18 protein-coding genes are annotated in these 20,125 nt (G+C 67.7%); 13 read left to right on the top strand and 5 right to left on the bottom strand.

Going from position 1 to position 20,125, the window contains the following annotated elements; all coding sequences use genetic code 11:
• Positions 1 to 26: 26 nt before the first annotated feature.
• Both D5S18_RS26225 and D5S18_RS26220 read left to right on the top strand, forming a co-directional pair.
• Positions 27 to 1,040 (top strand): TauD/TfdA family dioxygenase, encoded by a 1,014-nt coding sequence (locus D5S18_RS26225; protein WP_158607973.1) that lies wholly within the window; start codon positions 27 to 29, stop codon positions 1,038 to 1,040.
• A 7-nt stretch (positions 1,041 to 1,047) separates the two neighbouring features.
• Entirely contained in the window at positions 1,048 to 1,536 is a 489-nt protein-coding gene (locus tag D5S18_RS26220; protein WP_203236920.1) for a helix-turn-helix transcriptional regulator, read from the top strand.
• Positions 1,537 to 1,558: 22 nt separating this feature from the next.
• On the opposite strand, the gene D5S18_RS26215 is transcribed toward D5S18_RS26220, so the two are convergent.
• Complete coding sequence (locus tag D5S18_RS26215; protein WP_147404185.1) at positions 1,559 to 2,317, bottom strand: AfsR/SARP family transcriptional regulator; 759 nt, start codon at positions 2,315 to 2,317, stop codon at positions 1,559 to 1,561.
• Positions 2,318 to 2,641: 324 nt separating this feature from the next.
• On the opposite strand from D5S18_RS26215, the gene D5S18_RS26210 reads away from it, so the two are divergent.
• From D5S18_RS26210 to D5S18_RS26160, 11 genes are all read left to right on the top strand, one after another.
• Complete coding sequence (locus tag D5S18_RS26210; RefSeq protein ID WP_120043758.1) at positions 2,642 to 3,748, top strand: LLM class flavin-dependent oxidoreductase; 1,107 nt, start codon at positions 2,642 to 2,644, stop codon at positions 3,746 to 3,748.
• Positions 3,745 to 4,995, top strand: coding sequence for an MFS transporter (locus D5S18_RS26205; RefSeq protein WP_120043757.1), 1,251 nt, complete (start codon positions 3,745 to 3,747; stop codon positions 4,993 to 4,995). Before D5S18_RS26210 ends, D5S18_RS26205 begins: the two co-directional genes overlap by 4 nt.
• On the top strand, positions 4,992 to 5,477 hold the full coding sequence (locus D5S18_RS26200) for a cobalamin B12-binding domain-containing protein (protein ID WP_120043756.1): 486 nt from the start codon (positions 4,992 to 4,994) through the stop codon (positions 5,475 to 5,477). The genes D5S18_RS26205 and D5S18_RS26200 overlap by 4 nt, the downstream gene beginning before the upstream one ends.
• Complete coding sequence (locus D5S18_RS26195) at positions 5,477 to 6,712, top strand: ATP-grasp domain-containing protein (RefSeq protein ID WP_120043755.1); 1,236 nt, start codon at positions 5,477 to 5,479, stop codon at positions 6,710 to 6,712. Before D5S18_RS26200 ends, D5S18_RS26195 begins: the two co-directional genes overlap by 1 nt.
• Positions 6,709 to 8,184: a hypothetical protein gene (locus D5S18_RS26190; RefSeq protein ID WP_120043754.1), complete on the top strand. Its 1,476-nt coding sequence runs from the start codon at positions 6,709 to 6,711 to the stop codon at positions 8,182 to 8,184. Before D5S18_RS26195 ends, D5S18_RS26190 begins: the two co-directional genes overlap by 4 nt.
• A gap of 1 nt (position 8,185) precedes the next feature.
• Positions 8,186 to 9,445, top strand: a complete 1,260-nt coding sequence (locus tag D5S18_RS26185; RefSeq protein WP_120043753.1) for a methylaspartate mutase — start codon at positions 8,186 to 8,188, stop codon at positions 9,443 to 9,445.
• Entirely contained in the window at positions 9,442 to 10,677 is a 1,236-nt protein-coding gene (locus tag D5S18_RS26180; protein ID WP_120043752.1) for an ATP-grasp domain-containing protein, read from the top strand. Before D5S18_RS26185 ends, D5S18_RS26180 begins: the two co-directional genes overlap by 4 nt.
• 59 nt (positions 10,678 to 10,736) lie before the next feature.
• Complete coding sequence (locus tag D5S18_RS26175) at positions 10,737 to 11,717, top strand: asparagine synthetase A (RefSeq protein WP_203236919.1); 981 nt, start codon at positions 10,737 to 10,739, stop codon at positions 11,715 to 11,717.
• Entirely contained in the window at positions 11,714 to 12,979 is a 1,266-nt protein-coding gene (locus D5S18_RS26170) for a glutamate synthase-related protein (RefSeq protein ID WP_120043750.1), read from the top strand. The genes D5S18_RS26175 and D5S18_RS26170 overlap by 4 nt, the downstream gene beginning before the upstream one ends.
• Before the next feature lie 65 nt (positions 12,980 to 13,044).
• Positions 13,045 to 13,950, top strand: coding sequence for a ketopantoate reductase family protein (locus D5S18_RS26165; protein WP_120044070.1), 906 nt, complete (start codon positions 13,045 to 13,047; stop codon positions 13,948 to 13,950).
• Between the two features lie 620 nt (positions 13,951 to 14,570).
• Positions 14,571 to 15,272 carry a LuxR C-terminal-related transcriptional regulator gene (locus D5S18_RS26160; RefSeq protein WP_120043749.1) on the top strand — a complete coding sequence of 234 codons (702 nt, stop codon included), beginning with the start codon at positions 14,571 to 14,573 and terminating at the stop codon, positions 15,270 to 15,272.
• A gap of 91 nt (positions 15,273 to 15,363) precedes the next feature.
• On the opposite strand, the gene D5S18_RS26155 is transcribed toward D5S18_RS26160, so the two are convergent.
• Genes D5S18_RS26155 through D5S18_RS26140 form a run of 4 tightly spaced genes read right to left on the bottom strand, consistent with a single transcriptional unit; the run spans position 15,364 to position 20,107 of the window.
• Entirely contained in the window at positions 15,364 to 15,852 is a 489-nt protein-coding gene (locus D5S18_RS26155; protein ID WP_120043748.1) for a PaaI family thioesterase, read from the bottom strand.
• The gene (locus D5S18_RS26150; RefSeq protein ID WP_120043747.1) at positions 15,833 to 17,605 is read right to left on the bottom strand and encodes an AMP-binding protein; all 1,773 of its coding nucleotides are present in this window, start codon (positions 17,603 to 17,605) and stop codon (positions 15,833 to 15,835) included. The genes D5S18_RS26155 and D5S18_RS26150 overlap by 20 nt, the downstream gene beginning before the upstream one ends.
• 1 nt (position 17,606) lies before the next feature.
• Entirely contained in the window at positions 17,607 to 18,524 is a 918-nt protein-coding gene (locus tag D5S18_RS26145) for an SDR family oxidoreductase (protein ID WP_158607972.1), read from the bottom strand.
• A 29-nt stretch (positions 18,525 to 18,553) separates the two neighbouring features.
• Positions 18,554 to 20,107 (bottom strand): NAD(P)/FAD-dependent oxidoreductase, encoded by a 1,554-nt coding sequence (locus tag D5S18_RS26140; RefSeq protein ID WP_120043745.1) that lies wholly within the window; start codon positions 20,105 to 20,107, stop codon positions 18,554 to 18,556.
• Positions 20,108 to 20,125 lie beyond the last annotated feature (18 nt).

The following is a 20,125-nucleotide window of genomic DNA, read 5'->3' as shown; positions in this document are numbered from 1 at the left end:
GAATCTGTCTACGCGCTAGGAATTCTGTGTCCGAATTTATCTGCACCAAAACAATAACCGGCCCGGCGGCCTGGCTATCCACCGACTACACCGATCCCGACCAGTGGACCGTCGCGATCACCGAATCGGATACGACGGAGTTGTTCGCGGCGTTGCGGTCCGCGCGCGGCGCCGGAAAAGCGCTGTCCGAGATCACCCGCGCCGATTTTCCGCTGAATGAGCTGGCGAAGAAGTTGGCCGAAGTCTCCGAGGACCTCGTCGAGGGTCGCGGATTCGTGGTGCTGCGCGGCTTTCCGATCGGCGCGGACATCCCGCGAGCCGACATCGAGATGATGTACTGGGGGCTGTGCTCGCACCTCGGGATCCCCGTCACGCAGAACGGTCGCGGCGAGGTCATCGTGCCGGTGAAGAACTATGGAAACGGCGGCCTGCTGAACGCCTCCACCCGCGGCTATCAAACCAACGAGTCACTGCCGTTCCATACCGACAGCTCCGATATCGTCGGCCTGCTGTGTCTGAAATCCTCGGGGCAGGGCGGGCTCAGCAGTCTGACGAGTTCGGTGACCATCCACAATGAGCTGCTGCGGAATCATCGCGAACTGCTCGGCCTGTACTACGCCGGGTTCTATTACGATCGCCGCGATGAACAAGCCGGCGGCGAGGCGCCGTACTACCGGAACACGGTGTACTCCTGGAACGACGGCAGGCTGACCTGCCGGTACTATCTGCGGAACTTCATCGAGTCGGCGCGGGAGCGCTACGGAATCGAGGTGTCCCCGGTCGAGCGCCTCGCCCTCGACACCTTCGAATCGATCGCCAACCGCGGCGATTTCACGCTGAAGATGCAGATACGGCCCGGCGACATCCAACTGCTGAACGACAATTCGATCGTGCATGCCAGGGATGCGTTCGTCGACACCGACGAGATCTCTCGCGAGCTGCTGCGATTGTGGTTCAACCCCTTCGGCGCGCCCGTGCCCCCGGCGGGTCACGCGGCATTCCGGGAAGGGATGCCGGTCCAGCAGGCCACCGCGGAGTGAGGCGATCGTGCGGTCATCGGAATCCTTGGGTCCGGCTTGCGAACTCACCGCCGACTACGATCGCAGCCTTCGGGTGCTGCTGGTGGCGCTGATCGAGGAACAGCCGGTCCGCGATGTCGTGGCGGATCTGCTGGTGTCGATCGCCAGGGACACCGGGGACCGGGAACTGGCCGACCGGATCCTCAGCGCGGTCGAGCGATTCGCCGTCGGCGCGGTGGGACTGCCGATTCCGGACACCGCCGTGGACCGGACCTGCCGTGCGGCGCTGTCCCCGACGCATCGGGGACTGCGCGCGACCGCGCTCAGTGGGCGCGAATGGGAGATCGCCCGGCTCGTCAGCGCGGGCATGACCAATGGCCAGGTGGCGACCCGGTTGCGCATCTCCCCGCACACGGTGAACTTCCACCTGCGCAGAATCTTCGGCAAGCTGTCGATCTCGACCAGGGTGCAATTGGGATACCTGATCGGTGACACCGATCGCGCCGTCGTCGATTGACGGTGTCGATCTCGCCCGCGGGTCACAGGCCCGCCGCGAGCGGTGGCGACAGGGGACCCGAGAGGGCCTCGCGCACACTGCTTGCGAGCGGAATGCCCAACTCGGCGCGATAGAGCTCGTCGGCTTCGCGAAATGCCCGGTACGCCTGCGCGGGTCGGTTCGAGCGGCGCAGCGCGACGATCAGCGATTCCCACAGTCGCTCGTTGAGCGGGTCGTCGTCCAGGAACCGCCTGGCGTAGACGATGACCCGCCGATCCTGGTGGGCCTCGACCCACAGCGAGGTCAGGACCTCGCGCGCGGTGGCGCGCAGCCGGCGCAATTGCGCGGCCCGGTCGGTGACGAACGGCCCGCCGTCGAGATCGGCCAGCGCGTCACCGCGCCACAGTGCCAGCGCCTCGGTGAGAAGGGTGCTCGCGCGCCGGGGTTCGTCGTCGGAGATCTCGAGCGCGTGCTCGACCCGATCCTCGAACAGGTGCGCGTCCACCGCATGGCGGTCCAGGTCGAGGCGATAGCTGGAGCCGACGGATGTCAGAATTCCCGGATCGGCGGACCGCGCGCGCAACCACCGCCGCAGTCGCGCGATATGGGCGTGCAGTGAATTGGACGAGTCGCTGGTGCGCGACAGTCGGAGTTCTTCGATGAGTTCGTCGCGCCGAACCGGCTGGCCCGCGCGCAGCGCGAGCACCGCCAGGATGCCGCGCAACTTCTGCCCGGTGAGGTCGGCTTCCACGCCGTCGACGGTGATGCGCAACGGCCCCAGGAGATGAACTTCTGTTGTCACAGTGAGGAATTCCCCTTCTGCCACGGGAACCGGCCCCGTCGATCGGGGGACGATGCCGCGTCGTTCCCCGGCGAGCGCGGCGAACGGGCCGCCCGGGATCACCGGGCTACCGAAAAAGATACGCAGCGCGATGAGGTCGCCGCAGCCGCGTATTCGGGTAGTTGCGGACTTCGGGGAGTTGGATGTCGCGAAGGTGCGCGCCCGGTCGCGTCGTCGGCGGGCACTGCCGCAATTCGGCAAGGTCGGTGACCAATTGCCTTGTGGGACACAGCATACGGCCGAGATTTCAGAGTTGTTTCAGAAGCTCCTGCCACGCTTGCTGTCGTGAGGCGCGACGATCATCCAGCAGGCTCCGGGGCTCCGGGATGCCGACCGGTCAGATTCCACTGGTGTTCACCGCTGGACAGCGGGCAGCAGAAGGCGACCGAGAAGTATCAGGTGGGGGTGCTCGACTTCGGCGGCATCGTCGATTTCGCCCGCGAAGCCGAGGCCATCGGGGTCGATACGCTGCTGATGGGCATCAGCTATCACATGCCCGATCCGCTGCCCATGATCGGGGCGCTGGTCCGCGAGACCGAGCGGGTGAAGTTCATGCTCGCGTATCGGCCGGGCCTGGTGCCCCCGACACTGTTCGCGCAGATCGTCAACACAGTGTCCTGGATGTCGGACGGCCGTATCTCGCTGAACCTGGTGGCAGGCATCTCGCCCGCGGAACAGGCCTACTACGGCGACTTCCTCGAACACGACGCCAGATACGCGCGTTCGCAGGAGTTCCTCGATGTCCTGCACCGGTTTTGGCGGGGGGAGAGCCCGCTGTCGTTCGCGGGCACGCACTATCGGATCGAGCAGGCGCAGCTCGGCCTGGGCTACAAGGATGGCGGGCGGCCGGAGATCTACATCAGCGGCGCGTCCGAGATCGCGCAGGACACGGCCGTCCAGTACGGCGACTGCTGGCTGCGCTACGGCGACACCCCCGAGGGCATCGCCGAGGTCGCGAAGCCGGTGCTGGACAAGGGAACCCGCGTCGGTATCCGCATGCACGTGCTGGCCAGGGAGACCAGGGCCGAGGCGCTGAGCGACCTCGCCGCCATGATGCGCGATCCGGACGAGGATCACCGGGCCTGGGTCGAGAAGTTCGTCGCCGCTTCGGATTCGCAGGCGGTCAAGAATTCGTTCCGGCTCGCCGATCAGGCGCACGACGACTGGCTCTCGCCGATGATCTACTCCGGCGCCGTCGCCTATCGGGGCGGACCCGCGCTGTGTGTGGTCGGCAGCTACGCCGAGGTGGCCGAATACCTGCACCGCTACCGGGCCGCGGGCGTGAGCGAGTTCATCTTCTCGGGCTGGCCGACGCGCACCGAGATGCGCATCTTCTACACCAGGGTGCTGCCCCTGATCCGGAAACACGAACGCGCCGAGCAGACGGTATGACGACGACGCAGTCGCCGCCGCACCACCGGGCGCTGTTCGCCGCGGGCGTGCTCTTCGGCCTGATCGCCGAGCAGGTCGTGCTGTTCGCGGTGCCGCTGATCATCTTTCAGAACACCAAGTCGCTGATCGGACTCGGTGTCGCGTTCGCACTGGAGTGGTTGCCGAGCCTGATCGCCTACCCGTTCGCGGGACTGATGGCCGACCGGGACGGCGGCGCGCGATTGTTTCGACGCGTCGCCCTGGTCCGGACCGCGATCCTCGGCACTGTCGGCACCCTGTGCGTGGTCATGCCGTCCTGGACGACCGCCGCGCTGATGACCGGGGGCGCGTGCCTGTCGCTGTGCATCGCGCCGGTCCGGATGTCGGTGGAGAAGGTCGTGCCGCAGTTGGCGGGCGAGCATCGGATCGCGGCGGTGCAGTCGCTCGTACAGAATATGGAGCTGCTCGCGATGGCCCTCGGGCCTGCGCTGGCGGCGTTGGCGGCACTGTATCTGGGCAAGGTCTGGTTGTTGTTCGTCGCCGCCGCGGTCTTCGCGGGCAGTGCGGCGTGCTGGCTGCCGCTGCCGCGCGGCGCGGTCCAGGCCGTGACGGACCGGTCGGTGCGTGCGGTGACGGCCGAACTCCTGGTGGGCTGGCGGATCCTGGCGCACAACCGCCCGGTCCTGCTGCTCGGCGTGCTCAATTTCGCGATCAATCTGGCGCTGGCTGCCTTGTTGGCCTCCAACGCCGCGTTGGTGACCGGGGTCTTCCGGGCGGGCGATTCCGCCTACGGTCTGCTGAACACCGCCGTCGGCGTGATGGGACTGATCAATCTGCTGTTCGTCCCGATGCTGTTGAAGCGGTTCGGCATCTCCGCCCTCGGGGCGATCGGATTCACGCTGCTGTGCGCCGCGCTGCTGCTCACCGGCTTCGCACCGGCCTTCCCGATGTACGCGGTGGGATTCGTGGCCGTCCTGGTCGGCGATGCGCTCTACAACGTGTTCAACCGAACGCAGCGCCTGAAAGTGCTGCCGCGAGAACACCTCGGCAAAGTAATGGGGCCGTTCTATCTGCTGAACCTGCTGTCGTTCCCGATCGCGGGTGTGCTGGTCGCCAGTGTCGGCGCCACTCTCGGCCCCCAGCATCTGATCACCGGGCTGGCGATCCTGCTGTGCCTGTTCGGTGCCGTTTTCCTTCCGCTGACGATGGTGAGCTTCCACCGGGCGATCGCCGCCAGGGTGAGCACATCCGTAGGAGTCGTGTCATGAAATCCCGTTTTCGCTGTGTGCTCACCACTGTCGAATCCGATTCGCACATCTGGAATCTGGTGTACCTGCAGATGGTCATCGAGGAACAGGGCGGCGAGGTGCGAAATCTGGGGGCCTGTACGCCCGTCGAGGAGGTGGTGCGCACGGTCGCCGAGGACCGTCCCGACCTGCTGGTGGTCTCCAGCGTGAACGGCGACGGCAGCTACGGCGCCCTCGAAGTGTTGTCGGCCCTGCACGAGCGGGACCTGCGGGTGCCCTGCGTGGTCGGCGGCAAGCTCACCACCTCGGTGTCGGCGGGCGACCAGGCGCGGCGCGAACTGCTCGCCGCCGGTTACACCGACGTGTTCCTCAGCGACGACGCCATCGCGAACTTCGTTGGCTTCCTGAATTTCGGTGTGGCGGAAGGGTTCGCGTCCTGGAAGGCGCAGGCCGCGCCGCTGCCGCCCTGGGCCGACGCGGCGCAGGCCGCGGAGGTGTCGTGATGCACATCGTCGTCGTCAACCGGTGGCCGCGTTTCTCCGACGGGGCGCGCTGGGACAACGAGCTGACCCGATACGAGGAATTCATCGACCATGTCGCCAACCGGGTGAGCTACATCGTGGACGCGGGCGGCGCCGCGGGCGTGCTCGTCGACCCGACCCTGATCGCGCACCTCGAGCAGATCGAGGACGTCAACGACGTGGATCTGCTTCGCGCCGCCGTACAGCGCACAGTGGACCGGGTGGGGCCGGTCGACAGCCTGATCGCGCTCTCGGAGTTCACCCTCGGCATCGCGGCGCGGATCCGCGAGGAACTCGGTATCGCCGGGCCGACCATCGACGAGGTCGCCCGGTACCGGGACAAGGTGCGGATGAAGCAGGTCGTGGCGGCCGCGGGCATCCGGGCGCCCCGGTTCGCGCCGTGCGCGAACGCCGACGCGGTCCGGGACTTCGCGCGTCGGGTCGGATATCCGGTGGTGCTCAAGCCGGTCGACGGCGCCGCCAGTATCGGTGTGCACGAGGTGGACGACTCGGCGGCGCTCGAGCGGGTGCTGTCGGCGATCGACCTGTCCGGCTACGAGGTCGAGGAATTCGTGACCGGGGTGATTCATCATGTGGACGGCTATGCCGGGGACGATTCGCAGATCGCCTTCCAGGTGGTCTCCCGCTACGTCAACGACTGTTTGAGCTTCGCGACCGGCGCGCCACTGGGTTCGGTGGTGCTGCAGTGCTCGCCGCTGCGGACCCGGATCGAGGATTTCGCGCGGCGCTGCGTGGCCGTCCTTGGCCTGCGCACCACGCCGTTCCATCTGGAGCTGTTCCTCACCCCGGCCGGGGATCTGGTGTTCCTCGAGATCGGTGGCCGGGTGGGCGGCGGGGATGTGCCACACCTGCTGAACAAGCTGTTCGGGGTCAACCTCTACGAGATGTGGCTCAGAGCTCTTGCCGGACAACCGATCACGCCGCCGGTCAAGAACGGCGATCCGTCCGGCGGCTGGCTGATCGTGCCGAAGCCGGACCGGACGGTCCGGGTCGTCACCGCCGGGTCGATGCGGGCGGAACTGCCGATGATCTGGCGCGAGCTGATCCCCGCGCCCGGCGAGGTGCTCGCACCCGGCGGCGCCTACGACGCGCTGCACTCCGGGCGCTTCATCGTGCTGCACGACAACGAACAGGTGGCCGAGACCGGCATCCGAAAGATCATCGACAACTTCTGCTTCGAGGCGGTGCCGCTGTGAGTGACCAGGACGACCGGAATCTGTACGCGCGACTGCTCGGCTTCTTCTCCGCCGAGGAACGCGCAGGCGTATCGGCCGTCGGCATCGCCTTGACCGACGCGGCCGGTGGTGTCGCGCGGATCGGCCACTACAAGGTGATGGTGGCCTACGGCGGTGGCAAGGACAGCACCTACGTGGTCGCTTTCGTGCGGGCCGTCCAACTGCACCTGCAGCTCGAGCACGGCGCGACATTCACGCTGCGGGTGGCGAATATGCGCCACGCGGGTGTGCCGCTCGCGGTGATGGAGAACATCGACCGGGTGTACACCGCGCTGCGGATGCCAGGAGATGACCGGACCGAACTGCTGACCGTCGATCACACGCTGGTCCGGCCATTCCGGGTCGATCTGCCGCTGCCGGCGGAGTTGATCGCGGTCAACCGGGTCGACGTGCTCATGAACGGGCACCGGTCGGCGGGGGACGGGCGCCCGACCTTCTGCAACAGCTGCAACCTCGCCGTCGCCGACTTCTACGGCCGGGCCGCCTGGTGCGACGGGGGCGTCGACGCGATCATCACCGGAGACTCCCGCCGCGAGCAGGCACTGTACGCGGCGTGGATCCTGCGGTTGGCCAAGGAGACCGGGATCGCGATCGATCGCCGTTCGGGCATGGTTTTCGCGGATCTGCTGAGCGCGCTGCGCGGCATCGGTGACGCGTACTACCGGGAACTGTTCGGTGCGGGCGCGGACGCGGAACTGACGCAGCGGGAGGTGGCCGTGGGCGACCGCTCGGTGCAGCCGCAGTTCGTCTCCGTCTTCGACAAGGTCAGCTACCGGGTGCACGACCACTGGGACCTGATCGTGGATTTCCTCGGCTTCCGGTTCGACGACCTGGCCTTCAGCTTCACCGAATCCGATTGCGCGAACCCGACTCTCATGGCGCACCTGCGCGGCCTGCGCGTCGAACTGGTCGAGGGCCGCAGCTACGCGGCGGGCATCGGCGAGTACCTGGAGTTCGCCGAGGCCATGATGCGCAAGAAGGAGATGCCCGACCGACTCATCGAGCTGGCGCTGGGCCGCTACGACACACCGGAGAAGATCGACGCCCGCCGCGAGGTGGCCGCCGCCTACGCCGCGCGGGCCTTCGGACTGTCCGAGGACGCCCTGGCCGCGATGGTCTTCTCCCCGTTCACCGATCGGGGCGAGCGGTTGGCATCCTTCCTCGCACGCTGTCATCCGGAGCGGATCGTCGAACTGGAACAGTTGCACGATGCGCTGCGGGGTGCGCCCGGTCCGCTCATCGACTGGCTCGAGTCGGTGTCCGGATTGTCCGCCGACCATCTGCGGACGCTGTATCACAGTGCCCTGGTGGACTTTTCGCGCAGCGATACCGTCATGGCGCGGGTGCGCGCGGGCGATCCGCACAAGCACCGGGTGCGGACGGTCGACGCGCGCACGGGAGCGCAGGCCATCGAACTGATCTCGGGCCGCTGATATGGGGGGCCATCTCGATCGCTTCGTCGCCGACTGCGCCCGCTCGGGCCGGTTGGTCGTGCAGCCCCGCATGGGATTCGGATCGCCCGCCGCGATGCGGGCGGGACTGGCACGGGTCGCGGCGCTGGACTTTCCGGTCGTCGGCACGCTGACCCTCGACAGCTACAACCGCATCGGAGACCATGTCACGCCGCTGCAGCGCCTCGCGGCCGGGGAGGAATTGAACGGGTACCCGCTGGTGTCGCATCCGGTGGCGGTGACCACCGCACTGCTCGACGAGCTGTACGGGCCGGGATTCCCGGTGCAGCTCCGGCACGGCACCGCGCTGCCCCTGCATGTCTTCCGGCGGTTGATCGAAGTCGGCTTGGACGCCACCGAAGGCGGCCCGGTCTCCTATTGCCTGCCCTACAGTCGGATCCCGCTCGCCCGCGCCGTGGCCGAGTGGGCGGAGAGCTGCCGATTGCTCGGCGGCGAGACCGAGGCGGGACATATCGAGAGTTTCGGCGGTTGCATGCTGGGGCAACTGTGCCCGCCCTCGCTGCTGATCGCGATCGCCGTGCTCGAGGGCTGCTTCTTCCGGCAGCACGGCGTGCGGCACCTGTCGCTCAGCTATGCCCAGGGCACCCTCGAGGCACAGGATCGCGGCGCGATCATGGCCCTGCGGGCGCTCGCGGACAGCTACCTCGGCGATACCACCTGGCACGTCGTGCTCTACTCCTACATGGGCCTGTTTCCCCGGACGCCCGACGGCGCCACCCGATTGATTCGCGACAGCGCCCGGCTGGCTCGCGACGCGGGCTGCGAGCGGTTGATCGTCAAGACGGTGTCGGAGGCCTGGCAGATCCCGTCCGTCTCGGAGAACGTGGCCGCCTTGCGGCTCGCCGCGGCCGAATCGGCCGGACCGCCCGCACCGGGGACGCGGGTCGAGCGCGAGTTCCGCGACGAGATCCTCGCGGAGGCACGGGCACTCATCGATACGGTCCTGAACCTGAACACCGATATCGGCGCCGCACTGGTCGAGGCGTTCGCGCGCGGACTGCTCGACATCCCGTTCTGTCTGCACGCGGACAACCACGCGGCGACGACCTGCCTGATCGACGAGCGCGGCGCCCTGGTGTGGGGTTCGCGCGGCAGTCTCCCGCTGCCGGAGGGGAGCGGGCGCACCGGGCGGGCGCTGACCTCGGATCAGTTGTTCACCATGCTGAATCATGTCGCGAGCCGCTACGACGCGGCCCGCGAACTGGCCGTGGACCCGCGATGAGCACGCGCCCCGTCCTGGTTCTGGTGGACGCGCTGTCCACCGGCGCGCTGCTGGCCCGCCACGCCGCGGCCGAGTACCGCCTGGTCCATGTGCGATCCCGACAGGCGCTGCCCGCCGTCTTCGCCGCGAGTCTGCCCTCGGAGCTGTTCGTCGCGGACCTGGTCTATCCGAGCCGCGCCGATGACGTTGTGAGCTTGCTCGCGGAATACGACCCGGTGGCGGTGATCCCGGCCAGCGAGTTCGGGATCGAAGCCGCCGACGAGATCGCCTGGAAGCTGGGACTGCGCGGCAACGATCCCGCGCTGTCGGGGATCCGGCGCGACAAGTATCTGATGCTCGAGGCGGTGGCGGCGGCCGGACTGCGCACCGCGCGGCAGTACACCAGCAGCGACGTCGAGGCGGTGCTGCAGTGGCGCCGCTGCGCCGGTCTGGACCGAATCGTGGTCAAACCGCTCGACAGCGCCGGATCCGACGACGTGTTCATCTGCGCGACCGATGCGGAGGTGCGCGCGGCCGCGGCGTCGATCCTGGGCAAGACCAACCTGATGTTGCGCACCAACGCGGTGGCGCTGGCCCAGGAGTATCTCGTGGGCGAGGAGTACATCGTCAACTCGGTCAGCCGCGACGGCGAGCACTGGTGCACCGATGTGTGGATCAGCCGCAAGCGAACCAGCGCGGACGGGCGCCGCATCTACGATTTCGAGGATCTGGTGTCGCCGCGGGATCCGTGGCTGCCCGAACTGCTCGAGTACGTGCGCGGCTGCCTGGACGCGCTGGGCGTCGTCAACGGACCCGCGCACACCGAGCTGATCCGGACCGCGCTCGGCCCGATGCTGCTGGAGACCGGCGCCCGGTTGTCGGGTCTGGCCAATCCGGCGGCGCTGGATCGATGCACCGGCGTCAACCAGGTGGATCTGACCCTGGACTGCTACGCGGGCGGCGGCCGGGCGTTGGCCGCGCGAGCGGCGGTGTACGACCGAGCGGAACCCGCGCGCTGCGTCAACCTGATCGCCCGCCGGGAGCTGCCGTTCCCGCGCGCGGAGCTGGCCGCGGCGCTGGCGCGGCTGCCCGCGTTCGAGAGCGCGCGCTTCCGGTTCGCCCAAGCCCAGCCGACCAGGCCGACCGTCGACCTGAATTCCTCGCCGGGCGTGGTGTTTCTCGTGCACCCCGATCCCGAGGTGATCCGGTCCTCGTATCGGGCGCTGCGGCAACTCGAACATCAACTGCTGTAACCGATCCCGCCCCTCACCCTCGTCCTGGGAGCGACCGCCAGACCATGGATACCGAACCGATGACGACCGCCCTTCCGACCCCCTATGACCACCTGACCTCCCCGCGCACCGCCGCGGCCCTGGTCCTGCAGGGCAGATTCCTCAGCGCCGCACGCGAATTCCTCGCGGGCGAAGGATTCACCGAGATGTTGGCGCCGATCATCGGCCCGGTGACCGATCCGGGCGCGCGGGGCGCCAAGCAGGTCGACGTCGACTATTACGGGCACCGCTACAAGTTGATGACCAGTGGAATCCTGTACAAACAGGCGTCGCTGCTCAGCTTCGGAAAGATCTTCCACGTGGCCCCCAATGTTCGGCTCGAGCCGCTGGAAACCGCGGTGACCCATCGGCATCTGGTGGAATTCCACCAGCTCGATGTCGAGATCGCCGATGGCTCCCGCGAAGAGGCGATGGAGGTCGCCGAGCGCCTGACCCGGCACTGCGTGCGGCAGGTGGTGCAGACCTGCGCCGCCGAGCTCGATGTGTTGGGCCGCGACCCCGGCGAACTGCGGCTCGCGGTCGCCGAACCCTATGAGCGCAAACGACATTCGGCCGTCGTCGCAGAACTCGTCGAGCTCGGGTATCCGCAGAGCGCCGACACCGAGATCGAGTGGAGCGGTGAGGAACTCGTCTCCGCGAAGGCGGCGCACCCGTTCTTCGTCATCGACTATCCGAAGGGTTCGCGCGGCTTCTACGATCGGGAGAACGAGCGGGATCCAGGGGTGCTGCGCAATTTCGACCTGATCTTCCCCGGCGGATACGGAGAAATGATGAGCGGCAGCGAACGCGAGTCGGACTACCGCAGGCTGCTGGCCCGCATCCGGGAGACGGGGGAGAATCCGGGCAAATACGAGTGGTACCTGACGCTGGCCAGGAAAGGCATCCCGGCCAGCGCCGGATTCGGCCTCGGTGTCGAGCGGTTCACCCGGTTCCTGGGCGGACTCGACGCGGTCTGGCAGGCCACGGCCTATCCGAAGCTACCCGGACAGGCCCGGCCTTGAACGACCGGGCCGAACCCGCGGAATCCTTGTCCGCGACCGGATTTCCGCAAGCGCGGGTGCGCGCTCGGGCCAGGGCGGGAGCCGGGGCGATCTTCCCCGACCACACCCGCTACGGTTCGGCACTGTTCGGCGAATCCCGCACCGCGGATCCGACGCAGGCCGACGCACTGGATCGGGCTCGGCTGGTGCCGCCGGTCTTCGTGCCCAACCGGATGGCCGCGCTGGTCGAGTTGGGGCGCGAACCCCGCGCCGCCGACGTCGATCTGTCGGCCGTCGTCGGCGGGTTGAATTCCACACTGCCGGTGTATATCTCGGCCTTCGGATCGACGGCGGCGGTCTCCGGCGATCTCGGCGTCACGGTCGCCAGGCAGGCGGGCGCGGCCGGCATCCCCATGGTGATCGGGGAGAACATCGTGCCCGTCTCCGGCTACGGCCGGATGGTCGCGGAGGATCCGAGCGCGCTGCTGGCGCGGATCACCGAGTACGCCAAGGCGGTGCCCGACGGTGTCGGCGGTGTCATCGTGCAGCAGAGCACCGAGGACGCCGACGCCGAGGTGTGGAATCTGATCTACAGCGATCCGGCCGTCGAACCGCTGCTGAGCACCGGCAGGCTGGGCTTCGAACTGAAGGTCGGCCAGGGCGCCAAACCCGGCCTGGGCGGGATGACCCTGGTGCCGCGGGAGCGCGCGCCGCGGCTCGAGGCGCAGTACGACCTGGTCGATCTCTACGGCGTGGCCGACGCACCGGTCCTGCGCTGCGGCACCCCCGGCACCTTCACCGAAGAGGTGCTGCGCCAACAGATTCGGTTGATGCGCAACAACTATCCGCGCTGCCGGGTGTGGGTGAAACTGCCGCCCGCGCGGGATGTGGCTCTGGCGAGCGCCCTCGCGTGGGCGGCCGGGGCCGACGCGGTGACCGTGGACGGAGCCGAGGGCGGTTCGGGCTGGGCGCCGCTCGGATTCCTGGACCAGGTGGGGCTGCCGTTGGCGGAGTGCCTGCGCCGGGTCGACGCGCGCGAGCACTGTCTACTGGTCTCGGGCCGGATCTGGGAGGGCGGTAGGGCGGTGAAATGCCTCGCCCTGGGGGCCTCGGCGGTCGGTCTGGGGCGGGCGGCACTGATCGCGGCCGATGCGGATCCGGAGCGGGGACTCTCGGCGTTGCTCGACTGCCTCGCCCTCGAAATGCGGCTCATGATCAGCGCTTTGGGTTGCTACCGGGTGGAAGATCTCGGTCCCGACGACGTCTGGTTTCCGCAGCGGTGATTCGCCCGCCGCGCGGCCTCCGATCGCGACTGCGATAATTCCCACAGTCGAAAAGGATGGTGACGATGGCGAATTCGCCGAAGTACACGGTGTGCGTGCTCGGCCCCGGCGGCATCGGGGGACTGCTCGCGGCGCTGCTGGCCCGAGCCGGTCATCGAGTGATCTGCCTGGGGCGGCCGGAGACGGTGCGGGAGCTGCGCGCGGGCGGGATTCGGGTGCGCAGCAAGCAATTCGGCGAATTCGAGGCGCGGGTCGAGGCGGACACCGAACTGCGCGAGCCCGCCGACCTGTGCTTCATCACGGTGAAACAGACCGCGCTGAGCGCGGCCGTGCGATCCCTCGCGCCGGAGGCGACCGGTGACGCGCTGCTCGTGCCATTGCTCAACGGCGTCGAGCATCCGGGCGCGCTGCGCGAACGGTACCGGCCGGAGTTGGTCGCGCCGGGGGTGATTCGAGCCGAATCGACGCGGACCGCGCCGGGGCGCATCGTGCACGGCAGCGCGTTCGCGGAGATCGACCTCGCCGGTGCGCCGGTGGTGCGCGAGCGCCTCACCGAGTGGGCCGGGGTATTGAACGATGCGGGCCTGCGCGCGAGCGTGCAGGAGGACGAGACGGCCATGCTCTGGCGAAAGCTGTTCGCGCTGGCGCCGTTCGCGCTGATGACGACCTACTACCGGGCACCGATCGGCAGCGTGCGCACCGAACACCGCGCGGAGTTGATCGAGCTGCTCGAGGAAGTCGCCGGGATCTGTCGGGCCGTAGGGGTCGCCGCGGATGTCGATGCGGCACTGCGCTTCTACGACGGTTTCCCGGAGGAGACGATGTCGTCCATGCAGCGCGACGCCGCGGCCGAGCTGCCGCTGGAACTGGACGCCATCGGCGGCGCGCTGCTGCGGGCGGGGGAAGCTCATGCCGTACCGGCGCCGCTGACGCGGGGCCTGGTGGAGCGGGTGGGCGCGGCGTCGGTGTGAGGTGGGCGGCGCGGTCGGGTGGTAGGGGAGTTGCCGCGCGTCGTCCCAAAGCCGGTCCACGACCCCGGCGCGGGTGTCGCGGCGCCGGGATAGGCGCTCGGAATGGTCCGTCGCGGACGGATCGTCCGAGCGCAGGGGCGGTGGTGGCGGAAAATGTCGATGACCAAAAGTTCGGTGCTTTTACCACAGTAATCTGGGTCCCCCGGTCGGGGGATGCAGGTGGGCGCATCTCCGATTAGGATCGGAGTACATAATTCTTGTGAAATTTGACAAACATGCTGCTCGCCTGTGATCTGTACTCGATTCCAGCAGGGGGTTCGGGCCCGAAGGCGCGGTGGGAGAGTTGGGAGGCCAACTGCGGCTGTACTCGGTCCGCGATATTGTGCCGACGTATTGCACGGCCGAGCGTGCGATACCTTCCGAAGGTCGGCCTCGACAAGCGCTCCGACCCGTTGGTGACGGGTCGATTCTGGGCACCCTAGGGGGTACATTGTTTCATCCATTTCTGGAGCGACTCACACGCGCCTGTTTCGGGTATCGGATTCCCATGACCTTCCCCGAAGAGAACCTGTCGGCGATGCCGTCGGCCGGTTCGTTCGGAGCCGATTCGGGAGCGTGCCATGAATGATTCCTTCGATTCACGGCGACTGGCGAACCGGCACGGCGGGCTCGGCCGGACCTGCCTGCCGATGCGGACGCGCGAGCGCACCGTACTGATCGCCTCGGATTCGCCATTTCTGCGGGACGATTTCGAGCGGGCGCTCGCCGGTAGCCAGGAGTTGACGCTGGCGGGCACCTCCGGGATTCGCGAGGTGGCGGAGAAGACGCGGCGGTGGTGCCCGGATGTGGTGCTGCTGGATGCCTCGGTCGCGCCGGTGCCGGGCCTGGGATCCTTGGCGCAGCATCTGCGCGCGCTGGATTATCCGCCGTCGGTGGTGCTGCTGGTGCAGCGGCACGCGGAGCGCTCGCAGCTCGAATTCGCGGATGTGGTGTTGGCCGCCGAATGCGGCATACCGGCGGTATTGCAGTCGCTGCGGCTGGTCACCTCGGGTGCGGTGGTGTTCGTCGGCCGGTCGCGCCCGACGAAGTCGACCGACCTCGAGATGCGGCAGCGGTTGTCGAGCCTGACCGACCGGGAACGCGAGATCCTGCTGCTGATAGTCGGCGGGTTGTCGAACCGGGAGGTGGGCGCCCGGTTGTTCATCAGCCTCGACACGGTGAAAGAACACGTGAGTCGAATTCTGACCAAATTGCAGGTGGCATCGCGCATCGAGGCCGCGGTCGTCGCGGTCCGTGCCGAGCACGCGCGCAGTGGTGCGTGAGAAAAGATTCGACACAAAAGTCGGCCCTGGCACTTCCCAGAGTGGATCTTCCACCGGGAAGTGCCAGGGCCGGATTGTCGAATGGCGGAGGTCAGGACTTCGGCACCTGGATGACCTGCAGGGCGGAGATGGCCGTGGCTACCAGCTTGTTCTTGCCGTTGTGCGCCTCGGCGGCGATATAGATCACCGATTGTCCGGGTTTGCGGATCGTCGCGGTCAGGGTCAATCGCTCTCCGACGAATACGGGCCGCATGAAATGCGTGGTCAATTCCATACTCGTTGTCGGATTCTTCGAGGTGATATAACTCAGCGGCGCCATCAGGTCATCGAACATGGCGGCCAGGAATCCGCCCTGGAGAATTCCCATGGCGTTGCCGTACTGCGCCGGGATCTCCACCGTCGCCGAGAGCGACCGGCCGGGAACGAATTCTTCGTACCGCAAACCCAGAGCGACCGTGGACGCCGGGGGAAGTTGCAATTCGATTCCGGGTGGGATCGGCAAATGGTCGAATGCGGCGATCGCCTGCTCGACGATCTCGTCGTGCCCTTTGATAACCGTGTCAGGTGCTGCGTCGGTCAAGGGTGGTTCCTTCCTCGCTTCGAACAATGCCTTCGTAGAGTTCCCACGTGAGTTCCCGATAGTCGCGGTCGGACTCGTCGCGGAGGTAGACGATCTCTCCCGCCTGCGGCGTGAAACCCTCGCTTTGCATCCGCAGCTTCGAAAGCTTCAGTGTCGCAGTGGTTTCCAACGATGAGCGTACCCTGATGAAGACCGGTTGCGCATAGCGCGGCAGGGTCGCGTCCAGGTGGGCGGCCAGCCCCGCGCCGTCGAAGGCGCTCCCGTCGGGCAGGACGACGGACGCCATGCCCGCGCGGCCCTCCCGGCCCGGAATCGTGACGCCGTACACGCTCGCCTCGGCGATGCCGGGCCACCGCAGCAACTGCTCCTCCACCTCGGTGGTCGAGACGTTCTCCCCCTTGTATCGGAAGCTGTCACCGAGCCGGTCCACGAAGAACAGATTGTTGTGCTCGTCGAGACGGAAGGCGTCGCCGGTGTCGAACAGCGCGTCCCCGTCGCGGAAGGCGTCGGTGAGCACCTTGGCGCGGGTGGCATCCGCATCGCGATAGCCCGCGAACGGGGTGCGTTTGCGAATCGGGCCGAGCAGGACGCCGACATCGCCCGGTTCGCACGGCACCAGACGGCCGTTCTCCCGCACGAAATCACCCTGCTCGAAATCCCATTTCGCCAGTTTGCCGCCGAGTCGCAGCTTGCCGACCGAGCCGACGGTGCCGGACAGGTTGAGCGTGGCGATATTGCCCTCGGTCGAGGCGTACATCTCGACGATCCGCGGTATCGCGAACCGGTCCCGCAGGGTCGTCCAGGCGTCGGGCCGCAGTCCCTGACCGACGACGACCCGCACCCGATGCCCGCCCTCGAATTCGCCGGGCGGGGTGTTCACCAGGTACCGGCACATCTCCCCGATGTAGTTGAAACCGGTTGCCTCGAAACGGTGGATGTCGCGCCAGAACCCGCCCGCGGAGAACCGACGGCCGAGCGCCAGCGTGGCGCCGTGCGTGAGCACGCTGGCCAGCGGAATCGCCAGGGCGTGGGTGTGGAACAGCGGCAGACAGTTGTACACCACGTCGTCGGGTTCGAATCGCCACGCCAGGGCGCCGAGCACCCGGCCGACGGTGGTCAGCCGCTGATAGCTGACGACGGCGGCCTTGGGGAGTCCGGTGGTTCCGCTGGTGAAGATGTACGCGCCGGTGTCGCCGAGGCGATGCGCGCCGGTGCCGGGCGGATCGGTGACCGTCTCGGCGGGGGAGAACACTGTCAGATCGGCGGTGTCGACGTCGGGTCCGTCCGGGTCGCGGTCGACCAGCAGTCGCGGCGCCGATTCGTCCGGCAGCCGGTCGCCGATGTCGCGCAGCGCGGCCAGACACTCCGAACCCGCCACCACCCAACGTGCCCCGCAGGCCGTGAGCGCGTGCACCAAACCGTCCCCGCGGGTCTGCGTATTGACCAGTGCCACAACGACACCCAGCTTTCCCGCGGCCAGGTAGTGCCACAGGAACTCGGGCCGGTTGGCCATCAGCAGCGCCACCACGTCGCCCTTGACCAAGCCCGCGGCCCGATACGCGTGGGCGGTGCGATTGACCATGCGATTGGCGTCCGCGTAGTCGTAGCGTCGATCGCCGAACAACAGGAACGGGTGCGCGGGCTGGGTCCGGGCGCGGCGCTCGAGTTCGAGCGCCAACGTCCGGTGCGAACCCGCGCCTTCGAGCAGGCCCCGGACCAGCAGGCCGTAGGACCCGATGCGCGAGGACGGCACGCTAGGCGCCTTCCGGCCGCGGTGCGGTTCTCGCCTTGTCGGCCGAGGCCATGGCGGCGAAGTACATCTGCTGCGCGACCTCGGCGATCAGGTCCCAGCGCTCCCATGTCATCGGGGTCGGTTCGGTGCCGGGCACGAACTGGTACCGGGACAGATCCTCGACGCCCTTCAGTTGGGCGAGGATATCGTCGTCGAGCAGGGCATTGCCGGTGTATTTGGCCGGATCCTGTTCCAGCACAGCCAAGATGGCGTCGACGACGATATCCTCGGTCCGCCAGTCGGCCGGGTCGCCGATGCCCAGATTCTGCGTTGCGAGCGTCCCGATCAGGGTGCGGGTCCAGATCGTATTGCAGGCGATCCCGTCCGCGGCGACCTCTTTGCCGAGCCCGAGGGTCAGCAGCGTCGCGTTGAGCTTCGAGGACATGTAGGCAACTTTGCCGCCCATGTGCTGGATGCCCTCGGGTTCCAGCGGCGGGCTGAGGTTCACGATGTGGCCCCAGCCGCCCTGACGCATGTGCGGAATGCAGTGGTGCGCCAGCAGGAACGGCGCCCGCGCGTTGATCCCCATCACCAGGTCGTAGCGCTTGGCGGGCGTCGCCTCGACGGACTGCAGCCACATGGCGCCCGCGTTGTTGACCAGGATGTCCACCCGGCCGAAACGTTCCACCGTCCGGTCGACGAGGTTCTTCAGGTCCGCCTCGTTGCGCACGTCGCAGTACACGCCCAGGGCCTCGGCGCCCCGTTCCTGCACCTGCGCGACGGTTTCCGCGACGCTGCCCGGCAGTCGCCCGCCCGCCGCCATCGTCTTCGCGCCGATGACGATATCGGCGCCCCGCTCGGCCAGGGCCAGCGCCAGCGCCTTGCCGATGCCGCGACTGCCGCCGGTGATGATCGCGACCCGATTCTCGAACTGTGTCACATTCGCTCCTCTCGCTGTGTGGCCCCGGCTCATTCGGCCGCGACCGGCTCCCGGTCGGGCAGGTCGTACCGCTTGGCGACCTCCTGCTCGAACGAATCGGCCCAAGCCTCGAGTCGGTCGACATTGCGGCGCATATCGCGGAAGGTCCGGTCCTGCGTCTTCTCGGTGAGCAGGTCCAGGTGCAACTCGGCGCAGATCGGCACCTTGCTGTATTCCACGAACAGGTACTTGTCGGGTTGCGCGGCCTGCGCGCCGAAGGCGCGCAGATTCGCCTGCATCCGCGACTGGATGCCCTGGAATCGCTTGGCGATGGGACGGAATTCGGCGGCCGCGTCCTCATTGCCGATCAGGTTGCGGAACAGCAACTGCGACGGCAGCGCCCAGTAGAACGACGTATCCCACATCACCTTGGTGAACATGGCGGGCGCACTGCCGAAGATGCGGTAGTTGTGCTGGTACATCCCCAGATAGTTCGGCCAGAGGTCCTCGAGCATCAGCCGGTTGAAGCTCTGGGCGACCTCGGGGGTCAACCGCCCCTTGCGGTCGAGTTCGATCATCCGGGTGGTGATGGTGTTGGTGTAGGCGATGAAATCCGATCCCGGACTGTAGAACGCGTCCAGGAAGACCGCGGCCTCACCGACGCACGCCCACCGCTCGTGGGAGAAGATCTGCTCGGAGGCGTAGCCGGCATTGCGCACCTGCAGGAAGTCCAGCGGTTCGGCGTGTTCGAGGAACGAGTCGAGGGCGGGCTCGTGCTCGGCGATCCATTGCCGCGCCTTCTTTTCCGTGCCGTAGGTACGGAACGGATGGATGTTCTCGTCGGTGACGATGCCGATGCTGGTGTTGCCGGACGACAGCGGGATCATCCACACCCAATAGCCGGTGCCCATCAGGTGATTGGTCGAGAACCACCGCCGTTCCTGGGTGGGCGGCCGCCAGGTCGGGTCGGTGGTGCCGGTCATCCGCTCGACGTCGTATTCGCCGCGGAACCGCCACCAGGCCGAGTTGATCCTGTGCGGGCTCGGCGCGCTCAGACCCAGCTTGCGTTGCAGCAGCCGCTGCCGCCCCGAGGCGTCGACGACGAACCGGGCACGGACCGTCCGCTCGCCGTCGGCCGCCTCGAAACTCACGAGATGGTCGGCGTCGGCGGACAATTCGATATCGAGCACCTTCGCCTGCTCGACCAGCTCGATTCCGAGCTCGCCCGCGCGGTCGCGCAGATCCTGTTCGAAACGACCGCGGTCGATCTGATACGACGTCACCCGCGGGAAGCGCCGGGCGCCCAGCTCGGGCCGCAGCTCCAGCGGCCCGTGCGAATCGCCGAAGAACATCCGCAACCCGAGCTTGTGCAGGTGTCGCCGATTGAAATACCCGGTGAGGCCGAGCTGTTCGCCGAAGTAGTGCGCACCGCCCTCGACGGTCGCCTCACCCACCTTGTGCGCGCCCTCCGGGATGCCGCCGCCGCTGCGTTCGAGCACCAGCACCGTCAGATCGGGCATGGCCCGCTTCAGTTGCCGTGACAGCGTCAGCCCCGCCAGGCCGCCACCACAGATCACCACGTCGTACCGTTTGGCCGGTTCCATCGTCTCTGCTCCGTTTCG

The organism is Nocardia panacis (genome assembly GCF_003598715.1).
GTDB lineage: Bacteria > Actinomycetota > Actinomycetes > Mycobacteriales > Mycobacteriaceae > Nocardia > Nocardia panacis.
The sequence above is the reverse complement of the archived record's forward strand: the minus strand, read 5'-3'. Positions and strand labels throughout refer to the sequence as shown.

Coding starts and splice junctions, on each gene's coding strand:
- D5S18_RS26140 (WP_120043745.1), bottom strand. CDS start 20,107: ATGGAACCGGCCAAACGGTACGACGTGGTGATCTGTGGTGGCGGCCTG.
- D5S18_RS26175 (WP_203236919.1), top strand. CDS start 10,737: ATGACGACCGCCCTTCCGACCCCCTATGACCACCTGACCTCCCCGCGC.
- D5S18_RS26200 (WP_120043756.1), top strand. CDS start 4,992: ATGAAATCCCGTTTTCGCTGTGTGCTCACCACTGTCGAATCCGATTCG.
- D5S18_RS26185 (WP_120043753.1), top strand. CDS start 8,186: ATGGGGGGCCATCTCGATCGCTTCGTCGCCGACTGCGCCCGCTCGGGC.
- D5S18_RS26205 (WP_120043757.1), top strand. CDS start 3,745: ATGACGACGACGCAGTCGCCGCCGCACCACCGGGCGCTGTTCGCCGCG.
- D5S18_RS26160 (WP_120043749.1), top strand. CDS start 14,571: ATGAATGATTCCTTCGATTCACGGCGACTGGCGAACCGGCACGGCGGG.
- D5S18_RS26195 (WP_120043755.1), top strand. CDS start 5,477: ATGCACATCGTCGTCGTCAACCGGTGGCCGCGTTTCTCCGACGGGGCG.
- D5S18_RS26165 (WP_120044070.1), top strand. CDS start 13,045: ATGGCGAATTCGCCGAAGTACACGGTGTGCGTGCTCGGCCCCGGCGGC.
- D5S18_RS26180 (WP_120043752.1), top strand. CDS start 9,442: ATGAGCACGCGCCCCGTCCTGGTTCTGGTGGACGCGCTGTCCACCGGC.